Genomic DNA, 15547 nt, shown 5'->3' on the forward strand with positions numbered 1-15547 from the left:
GTAGCCATGAACATTGGAATTCCGAAGGAAAGTAGCGACGCCCAAAAAATTTTGGAAAGAAGGGTAGCCCTTACACCAGCAGGGGTAAAAGCACTCGTTGAGCGTGGCCATGAGGTTTATGTTGAATCTTCGGCAGGAGAATATAGTGGCTTTAGTGATGCGGAGTATGAGAAAATGGGGGCGAAGATTGTTTTTTCCCGAGAGGAAGTTTATAAGAGAGCACAAATGGTCGTGAAAGTTGCACGACCGACGGAAGAAGATTATGATTTTCTATGTGATGGGCATCTTTTGTTTGGATTTTTACATCTTGCTGTGGCACCTAAGAAGTTTATTGAAATTTTGCTTGAGAGAAAAGTAACAGCAATAGGATATGAAATAATTGAGCTACCAGATGGACGATTGCCTATACTTCAAGCAATGAGCGAGATAGCGGGACAAATGGCAATAGTTGTCGCTGCAAGATATCTTCAAAATGAAGATGGGGGTCGTGGAATAATACTTGGTGGAATTCCCGGAGTTCCACCAGCAACTGTCGTTATACTTGGTGCAGGCGTCGTTGGACAGAATGCGATAAGAGCAGCTCTTGGTCTTGGTGCGCATGTGATGGTTCTTGACAAAGATATTGATAAATTGAGGGAAGTTGAGAAGTTGTTTGGTAAAAGAGTTGAAACAGCTATTGCAAATGTTTATAACATTGAGAAAGCAGTTCAATTTGCTGATGTTCTCATAGGGGCTGTTTTAATTCATGGTGCTTTAACGCCAAAGCTTGTCACTGAAGAAATGGTTAAAAAAATGAAGCCTGGTTCAGTTATAATTGATGTTTCAATTGATCAAGGAGGTTGTGTTGAAACCAGCAGACCAACAACTATTGCAAATCCTGTTTTCGTAAAGTATGGTGTTATTCATTATTGTGTTCCAAACATGGCTTCAAATGTCGCAAGAACGGCAACGCATGCTTTGACGAATGTGAGTTTGCCATATATACTTGAGATCGCTGAAAAAGGTATTCCGCAGACATTGAAGGAAAATCCATTGTTCGGTCGGGGAATTTATACTTATGCTGGCTATTGCACGAATAAAAATATTGCAGACATTTTTAATCTTGAATATAAAAAAATAGAAGAACTGATATGAGCTGGACAAAGCACTTTAAAGAAAGAACCGTAACAGCAGAAGAAGCAGTAAAAGTCATAAAATCTGGGGACAAAGTCTGGGTTCATCCCGGATGTGCTACTCCTGAGCCTTTAATAAAGGCTCTCGTTGCAAGGAAAGATGAACTTGAAAATGTTGAAATTTCGCATATTTTAACATTTGGCGAAGCACCTTATGTGAATCCGGAGATGCAAGGGCATTTTAGGCATCGTGCATTTTTCACAGGTGCAAATGTAAGGGAAGCGGTAAATGATGGAAGAGCTGAATTTGTTCCGATTTTCCTTTCAGAAATTCCAAAGTTATTTTATAGCGGTGAATATAAAATTGATGTTGCCTTGATAACTGTATCGCCGCCTGATGAATATGGTTTCTGTAGTTTCGGCGTTGGTGTTGAATGCACGAAAGCTGCAGCTGAAACCGCAAGGGTTGTAATTGCTGAGGTGAATTCAAATATGCCAAGGACGCTTGGGAACAGCTTCATTCATGTGAGTAAAATTCACTATTTCGTTGAATCAAACAGACCATTGTTTGAGCTCCCAAAGGAAGAGATAACTGACCTTCACAGAAAAATAGCAGGCTATATTGCCGAGTTAATAGAAAATGGTTCAACTTTGCAGATGGGGATTGGTGGAATACCTGATGCGGTTTTGCTTTTTATGAAGGATAAAAAAGATCTCGGAATTCATACCGAAATGTTTAGCGATGGATTGTTGCCACTTATAGAATCTGGCGTTGTAAATAATGAGAAAAAAACTTTACATAGAGGCAAGGTGGTAGCAAGCTTCGTGCTCGGGACGAGGAAACTTTTTGATTTCATTGACAATAATCCGCTCTTTGAGTTTCATCCAACTGATTATGTTAATGATCCATTTATTATAAGCCAAAACGAAAAGATGGTTGCGATAAATTCCGCGCTTCAAGTTGATTTAACAGGTCAAGTTTGTTCAGATTCTATTGGACATAAAATATACAGTGGCATAGGTGGACAGGTTGACTTTATTCGTGGAGCAGCTCGCTCAAAAGGCGGGAAACCAATAATAGCTTTGCCTTCAACGGCGAAAAATGGAACTATTTCAAGGATAGTTCCTACCTTAACGGAGGGCGCTGGCGTTGTTACATCTCGCGGTGATGTTCATTATGTCGTCACAGAATATGGAGTTGCTTATTTGCACGGCAAAAGCATAAGGGAAAGAGCTAAAGCGTTAATTGAGATCGCTCATCCTGATTTTAGGGATTGGTTAAAGTTTGAGGCAAAGAAGAGATGCTATTTATAAGAAATTTCAAAACAAAATCTAAACTAAAGGGTCATGTATTCACTAAAGGAACAAGACCCAGAAATTTATGAAGTAATTGCCAGCGAAGTTGAGAGACAAAACTATACGCTGGAGCTTATAGCAAGTGAAAACTTCGTCTCAAGAGCTGTCCTTGAGGCGATGGGCTCAGTTATGACAAATAAATATGCGGAAGGTTATCCAGGAAAAAGATATTATGGTGGGTGTGAATTTGTTGATATTGCGGAAAATTTAGCTCGCGATAGAGCTAAAAAACTTTTCAATTGCGAATATGCTAATGTTCAACCGCATTCTGGAAGTCAAGCGAATATGGCTGCGTATTTTACTTTTCTTCAGCCGGGAGATACGATTATGGGTTTGAACCTTGCTCACGGTGGACACCTGACACACGGAGCGCCGGTTAATTTTTCAGGTAAACTTTATCGCGCTGTTTTCTATGGTGTCTCAAAGGAAACCGGTATGATAGATATGAATGAGATTGAAGATATTGCAAAGCGCGAGAAGCCGAAAATGATAATAGTTGGCGCAAGCGCATATCCGAGAGATTACGATTATAAAGCTTTTAGAGAAATTGCCGATAAAGTTGGAGCTTATCTTATGGCAGATATTGCTCATCCAGCGGGTTTGATAGCATCTGGATTGTTAAATAATCCGCTTCCTTATTGCGATATAGTTACATCAACAACACATAAAACCTTAAGAGGACCACGCGGTGGTTTAATCCTGATGCATAAAGACAAAGAGAATCCATTTGGTATTAAGACTCCCAAAGGCGATAGACTTCGTATGATGTCGGAAATTATTGATGGCGTTGTCATGCCGGGTATCCAAGGGGGACCGCTTATGCATGTGATCGCAGCGAAAGCGGTTGCTTTTGGTGAAGCGTTAAAGCCAGAGTTCAAGGAGTATTCAGCACAAGTTATAAAAAACGCAAAAGCATTGGCAAGTAAATTAATTCAACTCGGATATAATGTCGTCTCTGGTGGGACTGATAATCATCTTATTTTAGTTGATCTACGAAATAAGGGTATCACTGGAAAAGATGCTGAAAATGCCCTTGAAAGAGCTGGGATAACCGTTAATAAAAATATGGTTCCATTTGATGATAAAAGTCCACTTGTGACAAGCGGAATTCGTCTTGGGACACCTGCGCTGACAACGCGAGGAATGAGAGAACAGGAAATGGAATATATAGCCGAACTTATTGACAAGGTCATATCAAACGTCGGAAATGAAGGAATTTACAAAGAAGTCAAAGAACAAGTAAGGGAATTGTGTGAAAGGTTTCCACTTTACGAATTTGTTTCTTTAAGTGGTGTAAGCCTTAAGTGAGGCAATCTTATGGAGTTGAAAGTTTTGATTGATGATAAAAGCCCATCGCACAGAAAACGAATAGAGTACATACTGAAAAATTTTTCGCTTGTTTATAAGGTTAATTTAAGTTTCGTCAATTCCATTGAAGAGGTTTCGGAGGATGATTTGGTCATTCTTTACGGCGAGGATTTTAGCTCAAAGGGGAGATCTATTTTAATAAGAAGAAGTGAGCAAGCAATTGAACTTTTTGAAAAGGGAAAAGCGTATGATGAGGTTTATGCCACGACAAGTGTTCATTTTGTTAACTTAACTCCCCCAATGATTCCAGAAGAGTTTGAAAGTTTTACGCTTCCCGTGTTTTTTAAAACAGGTGAGCCGGTTTTTGAAATTGAAAATGAAAATTTTGTCAGAATAAATTTTGATATTTTTTCCTGTGCGTTTTATTTTCTCGCCTCGTGGGATGAAAGAGTGAAAAAGGAAAGAGATAACTTTAGAAGATTTCCAGACGCTGAAAATTTACTTGTCAAGCTTGGGCTTGCGAATTTCCCTGTTGTTAATTTCTATTTTTACATTCTGAAATTTTTAATTGAAAGAGCTGGCTTTAAGGTTGAAGAGAGAACTTGGCACGGTAGAAAATTTGCCATCTGCTTAACGCACGATATTGATGTTTTGAAAAAGTGGTCCGCATATGGAGTTTACAACGAGATAATTAACAAGTTTATAATGAGCAATGAAGACATACAGAAAAGGAGAGAAAGGTTTGCGAAATTTATTTACTTTTTTGCGAAAGGGATTGATCCATATCGTGACGGGATGAAGAAAATTTACGAGTTTGAAGATAAATTGGGGATTAAATCAACATTCTTCTTCAAATCCGGAGGAAATTCAAAATATGATGCAAGATATAGGTGGGACGAGTTTTTAATTGATTTTGTGAAAAAATTGAGGAACGCCGATTTTGAAATTGGATTTCATCCAAGTTTTGAAACTTTTGATAAAATTGAAATGATGCGCACGGAGAAAGAGAATCTTGAAACTCTAATAAACTTTGATGTCAAGGGAGTTAGGCAACATTATTTGAGATATGATTTTAAAATCACGCCATTTCTTCATGATGAACTCGGTTTCAAATATGATTCAACGCTTGGGTTTAGCTCTCGGCATGGTTTCAGATGTGGTTATTCTTTCCCGTATAAAATTTACAATGTTGAAAAAGATGTAGAGTTTGGAGTTTGGGAAATCCCAATTGTTTTTATGGATTCAGTTTATCAATATGGCAGGAGATTAAAAAGTCCGGAAGAAATTTTTTCGGAGATTATAAATCTTGTGCAAGCTGTCAAAAGCTTTGGCGGTGTTATGGCTGTTCTATTTCACAACACAGTTTATGATGAATTTGATTTTAAAGGGTGGGATCGTATTTATGAGGATTTTTTGAAGTATGCTGTTAATTCGGGTGCGTTCGTTGGTAGTTGCAGTGAAATTTTAGACATATTTGAAAGAGAGCGGTAAATGTAGAATATGGTTTACTTTTGGCTTATCATACAGACGATGATAGCGAGTTTAACTCATATAATTGCGAAGGCAGTTGTAAGGGAGATACCACCGCTTTCGCTTACTCTTTTTAGAGCTGTAATTGCGGGGATTGGATTTTGGTTTATGATTTGTTTTTCAAGATATAGGAAAATAAAAGTTGAGCCATCGGATAGATTAAAGTTTTTCATACTTGGGCTTCTTTCAGTGCCGTTGAATCAATTTGCTTTTATTTTGGGTATTAAATATACGACGCCAGCGAATGCTTCCTTGATTTATGCGATGACACCAATTTTTGCGCTTATTTTTTCATCATTGCTTTTAAGAGAGAAGATAAATTTTTACAAAGTTTTTGGTGTTGTGTTAAGTTTCATTGGGATTGGTGTTGTTTTTGCTGAGCACGGTTTGAGTTTAAACATTGAGTATTTGAAGGGGAATGTGATCATAATGTTTGGTGCGATGTTTTGGGCTCTTTATTCAATTCTCGGAAAGCCGATGATAGCCAAGTATGGTCCTCTTTATGTGACGGGAGTTGCTATGATAGTTGGGAGTTTAACTTACCTTCCAATTGGAGTATATGATCTCATCAATCTTGATTTTTCGGCCATATCCTTTGGTTCTTATCTTGGTGTTATTTATCTTGGAGTTGGAACATCAATTTTAGGTTATTTTTTATGGTACTATGCGATTGGAAAAATTGAAGCGAGCAAGGTTGTTATCTTTACAAATGGACAACCGATAATGACAGCAATACTTGGGATGATAATTTTTGGTAATCCAATAACTTTGCCTTTTTTAATTGGTGGAACGCTTGTTGTTGCTGGAGTTTTCATTGTGCAACTTGGATAATTTATAGGTTTAATCATGCGGGAAAATGTAAGAAAATATCTTGATCCGAGGGTCGTCTCTAAGTTATCAAACCTTGAGTTAATTGCGCGTCTTGTCGTTGAGGGTTTTATCGTTGGTCTTCATAAGAGCCCATACCATGGTTTCAGCGTTGAATTTTCTGAACATAGACAGTATTCGCCTGGCGATGAGACAAGATATATTGATTGGAAGGTATACGGTAGAACAGACAGGTATTTTATTAAGCGGTTTGAGGAAGAAACTAATTTGAGATCTTACATTATTCTTGATGCAAGTAGGTCAATGGCTTATTCTTCGGAGGGCAACATAAGCAAGTTTGAATATGCTTGTTATCTTGCTGGGGCTTTATCTTATCTTATGATGTTGCAAAGAGATGCTGTTGGGCTTGTTGTTTATGATGAGGGTATTAGAAAATTTCTACCGCCTCGCTCAGTTAGAAGTTATCTTGATGTTATACTTGGGGAACTTGAGAAGACAGAACCGGGGAATAGGACGAACACTGCAAAGTCGCTTCATATGGTCGCCGAAAGGATAAAAAGAAGGGGGCTTATCATTGTGTTAAGTGATTTGCTTGATGATCAAAACGAGGTTATAAGCGCATTCAAACATTTTAAACACAAGAAAAATGAAATCATAGTTTTTCAAATCCTTGATCCAATGGAGAGAAATTTTGAGTTCAGTGCCGATGCGATTTTCAAAGATATGGAAACGATGGAAAAAGTGATGACACAATCGTTGTATATTCAGCGAGATTATAAGAGTGTGATGAACGAATTTATAAATAGATACAGAGTTGAGTGTCTTGCAAATGGTATTGATTATGAGCTTATGGATACATCAACTTCATTTGATGTTGCTTTATTCAGATATTTGAGCAAGAGGCAGGGGTTGATGTGAAATTTTGATTCGCCGAAATTTCGGTTAAATTTTTATTGACAAATTATATGGGTTTTTTGTATTTTTACTACGAAGCAAGGTTATTGCTTTAATCTTAAGTTCACTTAAATTCCGAGAAGTTATCAACGCAGGTTTAAGAAAATTTAAGGAGGTCATAAGAGATGAGGAGGCACTTAACAATTTTTCTTTCTTTGCTTTTCGTTGCTGGTTTAATTTATGGGGGAACGAAGGGGAAAATCGCTGGAAGGATAGTTGATGCTGAAACAAAGGAACCTTTGCCAGGCGTTAATGTGGTCATTGAAGGCACAACGCTTGGGGCAGCAACAGATGTAAATGGATACTATGTTATAACAAACATACCACCAGGAACATACACCGTCGTTGTTTCGGCAGTTGGATATAGAAAGATAACTGTGAAAAATGTTAAAGTTTCAGCTGATCTTACAACGACTTTAAATTTTGAATTAGAGCCTGAGGCGATTGGGCTTCCCCCTGTTGTTGTTGAGGCAGAGCGTCCACTTGTTAGAGCTGATTTGACATCTTCACAAGCGGTGGTAGATGCTGAGCAAATCAGAGAATTACCAGTTGAAAATTTTCAACGCGTTCTCACCTTGCAAGCTGGGGTTGTGGTAGGTGCTGGAGGTGATATTCATATAAGAGGTGGTAGATCCAGCGAAATAGCATATACGATAGATGGTGTCTCAATTAACGATCCATTTTTCAATACGCTTGGAATGCAGATAGCGCGGAACGCAATTCAAGAGATGACAGTTGTAAGTGGAACATTTAATGCGGAGTATGGTAACGCTATGAGTGGAGTTGTTAACATAGTGACAAAAGAAGGTGGATCAAAATATACTGGTGAGTTGCTTGTTTATTCAGGTGATTTTGTTAGTAGGAGGAAAAATATATTTTTCAACATTGATAAAATTGAACCATTAAATAATTCGGTGGTTGAATTCAGCATCGGTGGACCAGTTCCTTTGTTGGGCAAATTTGTTTCGTTCTTTTCATCTTTGAGATGGGAAAATAACAAGGGATGGCTTTATGGCGTCAGGGAACATCAACCAAGTGATCAACCTAACTTTAATGATGCAAATAACTGGATTGTCCCGATGACTGGGGATAGCGCTATAGTGCCAATGAACCCGAGCAGAAATTTGAATACAACTACAAAGTTGACATTCAAAATCTCGCCAACCATTAAGGTTAACATTGATGGACTTTATGACAAAAGTTGGTATAAAACATACAATCACCTTTTCAAGTATAACCCAGATGGAACCTACCAATATCATGACGAAAACTACAAAGTTGGCTTTACATTGTCGCATGCGTTAAGCAACAGAACATTTTACGAACTGAGAGTTTCATATAATTATCAAAAGTTCCGTCAGTATCTTTATGAGGATCCACTTGATCCGAGGTATCAACCTATAGAAAGGTTAGCAAGACCGACGAGCTTTACATTTTATTTCGGTGGGACGCAAAACGATCATGTTTATAGAGATTCACGAACATTTTTAGCTAAATTTGATATAACAAGCCAGGTTTCGGATAAACATGAAATAAAAACGGGTTTTGAAGTACGGCTTCATAAGCTTGACTATGTTTATTTCACGGTTTTGAGAGATACTATCAAGTATTTGCAGCCGACCATTCCTGAGATCAATTCACCGTATCATAACAGGTATACACGCAAGCCGGTAATTTTCTCGGTTTATGTTCAGGACAAGATGGAGTACAAAGATATGATTGTTAATTTGGGTTTGAGATACGATTACTTTGATCCAAAGGCAAATTACGCCAGATCTATTTGGTATCCAGATCCAAATGATCCAACAATTCCGCCTATAATTTTGCGTGATACTTTGGTAGGTAGAGCAAGCCCGAAGCATCAAATAAGCCCGCGCCTTGGCGTATCTTATCCGATTACTGATAGAGGGATCTTGCACTTTTCATATGGTTGGTTTTTGCAAATGCCTCCGTTTACATATCTTTACACAAATCCTGAATTTGAATCAGCTCTTTTCGTAGGAACGCCGACATTTGGAAATGCAAACTTAAAACCTGAAAAAACTGTCGCTTATGAATTTGGATTACAGCAACAGCTTACAGATAATCTTGCTATTAACATCACTGGATTTTACAAAGATGTTCGTGATCTTCTCGCTTTGCAAAGAACAAGGATAAGTCAGGAAAAAGTTTATAACCTTTATGTTAACAAGGATTATGGGAACATAAAAGGATTTACATTCTCGTTAGTTAAGAGAAGATTGAAAGGAGAACTACTCGCAGCAACACTTGATTATACATATCAAATTGCGGAAGGAAACGATCCAAATCCAGATGCTTTCTTCATTGATTTGAAATCTGGTAGAGAACCGGAAAAGATTTTCGTTTATCTTGATTGGGATCAAACTCACACATTGAATGGGACTATAAGTTTAGGCATTCAGGACAACTGGAACTTAAGCTTCATTGGACAATACGGCTCTGGGCTTCCATATACACCTTTTGTTACGAACAATCGTCTTGAATTAAGAAGAAATAGCGAGCGCAAACCTCCGAGAATACAAGTTGATATGATGTTTGAGAAATTATTTAGATGGTTTGGGTTGAGATGGAGCTTCTTTGTCAAAGTTTATAATTTATTTGATAATCTCAACGAGCGTTATGTTTATGATGACACTGGCACTGCACAATACACACTTGCCAAGCAAAGAGGTGAAGGTATCGTTGTTGATCAATGGGTTGGTAAAATTCCAGGCGTTCATTCTTCGGATGAGTACTACACCAGACCACATTATTATTATCCACCAAGAGAGGTTAGAGTTGGATTTTCAATTGGATTTTAAAAATCAAAAACAAATTTTCTGCAACTAAGATGATGAAGCAGATATCCAAAATGCTTCTTGTGATTTTGAGTTTGTTTTCATTTGCATTTTCTCAAAATGTTTTATCTGACAGGGAAAAGGCTCTGCAGATATTGCGAGGCTTAACATCAAAGGAAAGGGAAGCAGAAAGAAAGGTAGAATATAAAGCTGTAAAAGATTACATACAATCGGGCTATAATGTTTCAAAATTCAATAAACCAAGTCCGAGTCAGGCAGTTTCTGAACTACCGCCTTACATAGCAAGAGATCCCAAGCTTGCGGAGAAATATAAAAAGATAAAATCTCTATCGCCTTCAGAGGTTGAGAAATTTTATCGTGAGCTTGATAAGAACATTCGCAAAGTAGCTGGCGAAGCGGACAGGAAAAAGCTCGTGATGAATGGGAACAAAATCACGGTGACTGTTTACAATTATGGTTCTCTTTCTGCTCCCGGTGACAGGATAACGGATGTTGTTTGGAATAGATTGGGATATGCATATGAATTTGGTCCTCTCGTTGGTGCATCGGTAGTTGATGCGAATGGTAGAAGAGTCCATATTATAACAGATGGTTTGCTTGATGGTGGTGACCGCTCACCAGATGGTAGGAAACGCTGGGGTTGGCAACCTCTTCCGGGTTATGCAGATCCAAACCAGGATAAGATAGCTCACAACCCAGATAAAGATTTGAATGGGGATGGCAAGCCGGATTCATGGCCAGCGAGTTGGTATGATCCAGTTTTAGGTAAGTATGTTTGGCCCGGTTATCTTTCAAGAGATGCAACACAAGCAGATCTTGAGGTCTTTTATGTTATGGACGATAGAGATAATGAAGAATTTGCATATTATCCATTTATCAACGATTCATCAAGAAGAGGATTAGGAGTTCAAGCTCAAGTTCGGCTTTTGCAATGGAGCAATCCTCTTGCGGAGGATGCTATTTTCATTGTTTACACAATTACAAATGTAAGTGATAAAGATCTTGACAGTGTTGTGTTTGGAATGTGGGGTGATCCGCATGTTGGTGGCGCGACTGATTATAGTGATGATGATTCTTACTTCATACCTCCTTACAATGTTCCAAATTATCCACCAGTTGATAATATCCCAGTTTACGCAAGGAGTATGGTGTATTCTTGGGATCATGATGGCAAAGGAATGTTCGGCTTAAAGCCGGGTTATTTCGGTTATAAGTTCCTTGAATCACCCGGTAACCCATACGATAGAATAGATAATGATGGAGATGGAATGGTGGATGAAAGTCAACAAGATGGCATAGATAATGATAGAGATTGGAATCCTCAAGTTGATGATTTAGGAGTGGATGGGGTTCCCGGAACTGGAGACGAGGGTGAGGGGGATGGAATACCAACGAGAGGTAAAATACTTCCAGACGGCAGTTTAGATCCGCTAAGCCCTGGTGAACCAAATTTTGAATTTACAGATCTTGACGAATCTGATATGATTGGTTTGACGAGTTTCAATGCTTTTATATGGTCAACTGATTATGTAAGTAATGATGAAAGCATCTGGAATCGTTTGAAACCCGGAAACTTTTCTGAGATAATTCAGACAGCTGATAATGTTTTTCTATATGGTTCGGGCTATATTCAATTACCTAAAGGGCAAACAAGACGCTTTTCTGTAGCGTTGCTTTTGGGTGAGGATTTAAACGATTTATTGCTGAATGCAGAAACAGTGCAAAGAATATATAATGCAAACTATAGATTTTTCCGACCGCCAGAAAGACCCAAAGTTCGTGCAGTAGCTGGCGATAGAAAAGTCACATTATATTGGGACACTCGCGCGGAGCGTAGTTTTGATCCTTTGTTTGGTAGAAATCCTTTAGATGAAAAAGATCCTGGTTACGATTTTGAAGGTTATGTTATTTATAGGTCAACTGATCCACAGTTTAAAGATGTTGAGTTAGTGACCGATGGCAGAGGAGCTAAGTATTTGAGAGTTCCATTGAAAGATGCATTTGGGAAAGATGCAAGATTTGACAAGATCAACGGTTGGCGTGGTTATAGCGTTGTTCCATATCCTGGGCGAGGAGTTCATTACTATCTGGGTGATGATGTTGGATTGGTGCATAGCTATGTAGATAGTGTGGGTGTTATGAATGGTGTTAAATATTATTATGCTGTGGTTTCATATGATAGAGGAGATAGTTTAGGTATACCGCCAAGTGAGTGTACAATGAAAATAATTGTTGACCCCATAAGTGGTGAGGAAGAGTTAGACGATAATGTTGTTAGTGTCATACCAGGCGATAGGGCTATCGGTTATGTGGGGCCAGAAGTGAGCAAAGTTGTTGATGGAGTTAAGTTTAAACAGATAAGAGGAAGGGGAACAGGAAAAATACAGGTGGAGGTATTGAATGATTTGGAAGTGAGAGATATGGGATATAGTATATGGTTTGAGGGTGCTGGGGATAGCTTAAGATGGAATGTTATGCCTGACGAGGAAAAGGTAGAAAAGTTTGATTTTAGAGATACAGTTTGGAAGAAGCTTTCAGGTTTGCCTTTAAGAGGCAGTGTTAAGGTAGGAAGTTTTGCCGAAGGTGCGGATTATATAGTTGATTACGAGCGTGGATTAGTAAGGGCAACTAGAACTGGTAATTTGTTAGGAAGAAGCGAAGTTGAGGTTAGATATAGGTATTATTCAGTTCGTAGAAGTAGGGAATTAAGTGGTGGGGATGGAAGTGAAGTGTTTGATGGAATGAGAATAAGAGTATGGAATGAGAGTTTAGGTTTGGACTTGGCAAAGAGCGGTTGGAGTGGTGGTAGCATTGGTAAAATTAAATACAGAATAAGCACAGCTACACTTGGCTTGGGTAGAAGGATGTATCCAGCAGATTTTAGGATAAAGTTTGGTAAGTTAGACACTTTGTCAAATGGTAGCTTAGTCAGTCCTGTTGATACCAGTATAAATGGCGTTAGATTACCGTTCTATGTTGAAAATGTAACTGAGGGTTGGAGAGTTAAAGTGTATGTCCGTGAGGTGGTGAGAAATAATAGATGGGATTTGGGCGAAGATGTGATATTCTTAGAGCGTGGGACAACAAATAGAACTACATGGCAAGTAATCTTTGAGAGAGTTAGAGATAGCGTTGGAAGCACTGTGGTTGAATATATCTATCCGAGAATTGGCGTAGATTTACGCGAAGGCGATGAGTTTTGGGTTAGAACTAAAAGAAGTTTCAATACTTTAGAAGGTGGAGTTGTTGATGTGGATAGTTTTAGGTTGGAGGTCAGAGGGCATAGATATGATAAGGAATTAGCGCGGAGCTTACTGGATAGAATAAAAGTGGTTCCAAATCCATATGTCGGTATAAATGAGCTTGAGCCGGTTAGCAAGCTGCCAGGTCAAGTGAGAGGTGAGAGAAGGATATACTTTGATGGGTTACCAAAGGAATGTGTGATAAGGATATATACATTGAGCGGGGAATTAGTTAAAGAGATACATCATAATGGCGGGGTTGATAATGGTCGTGTGTATTGGAACTTGTTAAACCGAGATGGATTAGGAGTAAGTTATGGAGTTTACATAGCTCATATTGAGGCTCCCGGTATAGGCGAAAAGTTAATTAAATTTGCCATAATTAAGTAAACAAAGTTTCGGAGAAACGCTATGAAAAGAAGAATTTTAAAAGTTTGTGTTGTGTTTATACTTGGGTTTTCAATTTCCATGGCACAAATCGGAAGCAGTTTGACGAAGACAGGAACAACATCCGCTCAATTCTTAAAAATTGGAATAGGTGCAAGAGCTATTGGAATGGGTGGAGCTTTTAATTCAATTGCTGATGATATAAGTTCAATATATTGGAATCCAGCTGGTTTAAGTAGGATAACTGGTAGAGGTGAGGCAACTTTCAACTATGTTGATTGGCTTATGGATATAAAATATAGTTTTGCAGCTTTTGCGTTAAACTTGGGAAATCTCGGGACGATCGGGATGCAAATTTCCTCGCTTACAATGGGGGAAATGGAAGTTAGAACTGTTGAAATGCCTGATGGTACTGGTGAAAGGTTCAAGGCAGGTGGATTGATGATGGGTATTTCATATGCGAGACAATTAACTGATAGGTTCGCGATTGGTTTTAACGCGAAATATGTTAGAGAGTATATCTGGCACGAAGCTGCACAAGGTTTCGCTCTTGACTTTGGGACTTTGTATATAACTCCATTTTTAAATGGGATGAGAATTGGCGCCAGCATGTCAAACTATGGAACGAAGATGCAACTTACAGGTCGTGATTTGATAATAATCTATACAGTTGGTGGTGGAACAGGAAATAATATAAACGCATATATTCAAACTGATAAGTTTGAAATGCCACTGATATTTAGAGTAGGGCTTTCAAATGATTTTATAAAAACTGAATCTCAAAGATTGACGACCGCAATAGACGCTATCCATCCGAATGACAACACGGAGTATCTAAACTTGGGTGTAGAGTATTCATTTAAAGAAATCTTCTTCTTAAGAGGTGGATATAAGTCGTTGTTTGAAAAGGGAGGCGAACAAAGATATACATTTGGAGCTGGAATAAGGTATTCATTAGCAAAAGGTGTGGCGTTCGTCGTTGATTATGCATACTTAGATTTTGGGAGGTTGAAAAATGTTCAATATATAACTTTATCCGTCAAATTTTAAAATCACTTAGGAATTGGCGTGACGAAATATCTAATAGGTGTAGATGGAGGAGGAACGAAAACGCATGGAGTTATTGCTGAATTTGATGGTCAAGTTATTGCTGAAGCTCTTGGCGGATCCTCTAACTTTCAAATGCTTGGTGTAGAACCTGTGTCTAAACTTCTGATTGGTTTAATTTATGAATTGATAAATAAAGCCGGATGTGAGGTTGACGATGTCAAGTTGGTAGTTCTTGGACTAACCGGTGCAGGGAGGCAAAAAGATAGAGATAGAATTTTTAATGGCTTAATTGAATACGCAAGTAAGGAAAACTTAAAACTACCAAAATTAATAATAGAAACCGACGCAAGGATTGCTCTTGAAGGTGCTTTTGCAGGTGGACCGGGAATAATTTTAATTGCTGGGACAGGTTCAGTAATGTTTGCAAAAGATATTGAAGGGAAGATCCATAGAATTGGGGGTTGGGGTAGATTCATTGGTGACGAGGGAAGCGCGTTTGTAATAGGACGTGAGGCGCTTAGAGCTGTCGCGAAATATGTTGATGGCAGGGGTGAAAAAACAATTTTAAAAGATCTAATCTTTGAAGAGTTTGACTTAACAGATTTGATGCAAATAGTAAGCGAAATTTATTCTGGAAAGTTTGATATTGGCAAAGTTGCGCCAATTGTTATGAAAGCCGTGGAACTTGGGGATGAGATCGCAAGAAAAATTCTTGACAACGCTTGTGAAGAACTTTTCCTGCACATCAAGGCAATGTTGAATAAAGCAAAATTTGGCAAGAAAGTAAATCTTGCATTTATAGGTGGGGTGCTTCAGAGCGATAATTATGTTTCAAAAAGGTTGAAAAACATGATACTCTCCGAACTTCCACAAATTAATCTAATTGAACCGATTCATTCTCCAGCTTATGGGGCTGTTATCTATGGCAGAAATTTAATTGAAAATAAAATCGCAAGTTAAG

The 15547-nt window shown here is 38.4% G+C and carries 10 protein-coding genes; all 10 read left to right on the top strand.

Annotated elements, in window-relative coordinates:
• The first annotated feature begins 6 nt into the window (after positions 1–6).
• The 10 genes from ald to NZ923_02245 all read left to right on the top strand — a co-directional run bounded on the left by ald (position 7) and on the right by NZ923_02245 (position 15546).
• Positions 7–1134, top strand: a complete 1128-nt coding sequence (gene ald / locus NZ923_02200) for an alanine dehydrogenase (GenBank protein MCS7228831.1) — start codon at positions 7–9, stop codon at positions 1132–1134.
• Positions 1131–2426, top strand: coding sequence for a 4-hydroxybutyrate CoA-transferase (locus NZ923_02205; GenBank protein MCS7228832.1), 1296 nt, complete (start codon positions 1131–1133; stop codon positions 2424–2426). Before ald ends, NZ923_02205 begins: the two co-directional genes overlap by 4 nt.
• Before the next feature lie 33 nt (positions 2427–2459).
• Positions 2460–3776 carry a serine hydroxymethyltransferase gene (locus NZ923_02210; protein MCS7228833.1) on the top strand — a complete coding sequence of 439 codons (1317 nt, stop codon included), beginning with the start codon at positions 2460–2462 and terminating at the stop codon, positions 3774–3776.
• 9 nt (positions 3777–3785) lie between these two features.
• Positions 3786–5267 carry a polysaccharide deacetylase family protein gene (locus NZ923_02215; protein MCS7228834.1) on the top strand — a complete coding sequence of 494 codons (1482 nt, stop codon included), beginning with the start codon at positions 3786–3788 and terminating at the stop codon, positions 5265–5267.
• Between the two features lie 9 nt (positions 5268–5276).
• A complete protein-coding gene (locus NZ923_02220) occupies positions 5277–6137 on the top strand; it encodes an EamA family transporter (GenBank protein ID MCS7228835.1) in 861 nt (286 codons plus the stop codon).
• A 15-nt stretch (positions 6138–6152) separates the two neighbouring features.
• Positions 6153–7052 (top strand): DUF58 domain-containing protein, encoded by a 900-nt coding sequence (locus NZ923_02225; protein MCS7228836.1) that lies wholly within the window; start codon positions 6153–6155, stop codon positions 7050–7052.
• Positions 7053–7213: 161 nt separating this feature from the next.
• Positions 7214–9910 (top strand): TonB-dependent receptor, encoded by a 2697-nt coding sequence (locus tag NZ923_02230; GenBank protein ID MCS7228837.1) that lies wholly within the window; start codon positions 7214–7216, stop codon positions 9908–9910.
• A gap of 32 nt (positions 9911–9942) precedes the next feature.
• Positions 9943–13539, top strand: coding sequence for a hypothetical protein (locus NZ923_02235; protein MCS7228838.1), 3597 nt, complete (start codon positions 9943–9945; stop codon positions 13537–13539).
• A gap of 21 nt (positions 13540–13560) precedes the next feature.
• On the top strand, positions 13561–14586 hold the full coding sequence (locus tag NZ923_02240; GenBank protein ID MCS7228839.1) for a PorV/PorQ family protein: 1026 nt from the start codon (positions 13561–13563) through the stop codon (positions 14584–14586).
• Between the two features lie 18 nt (positions 14587–14604).
• Entirely contained in the window at positions 14605–15546 is a 942-nt protein-coding gene (locus NZ923_02245; protein MCS7228840.1) for a hypothetical protein, read from the top strand.
• Position 15547: the final 1 nt, after the last annotated feature.

This window comes from Candidatus Kryptonium sp. (assembly GCA_025060635.1).
Lineage (GTDB): Bacteria > Bacteroidota > Ignavibacteria > Kryptoniales > Kryptoniaceae > Kryptonium.

Bases quoted from the DNA above. Each gene is read 5' to 3' on its own strand.
- ald (MCS7228831.1), top strand. From the start codon at position 7: ATGAACATTGGAATTCCGAAGGAAAGTAGCGACGCCCAAAAAATTTTG.
- NZ923_02205 (MCS7228832.1), top strand. From the start codon at position 1,131: ATGAGCTGGACAAAGCACTTTAAAGAAAGAACCGTAACAGCAGAAGAA.
- NZ923_02210 (MCS7228833.1), top strand. From the start codon at position 2,460: ATGTATTCACTAAAGGAACAAGACCCAGAAATTTATGAAGTAATTGCC.
- NZ923_02215 (MCS7228834.1), top strand. From the start codon at position 3,786: ATGGAGTTGAAAGTTTTGATTGATGATAAAAGCCCATCGCACAGAAAA.
- NZ923_02220 (MCS7228835.1), top strand. From the start codon at position 5,277: ATGGTTTACTTTTGGCTTATCATACAGACGATGATAGCGAGTTTAACT.
- NZ923_02225 (MCS7228836.1), top strand. From the start codon at position 6,153: ATGCGGGAAAATGTAAGAAAATATCTTGATCCGAGGGTCGTCTCTAAG.
- NZ923_02230 (MCS7228837.1), top strand. From the start codon at position 7,214: ATGAGGAGGCACTTAACAATTTTTCTTTCTTTGCTTTTCGTTGCTGGT.
- NZ923_02235 (MCS7228838.1), top strand. From the start codon at position 9,943: ATGAAGCAGATATCCAAAATGCTTCTTGTGATTTTGAGTTTGTTTTCA.
- NZ923_02240 (MCS7228839.1), top strand. From the start codon at position 13,561: ATGAAAAGAAGAATTTTAAAAGTTTGTGTTGTGTTTATACTTGGGTTT.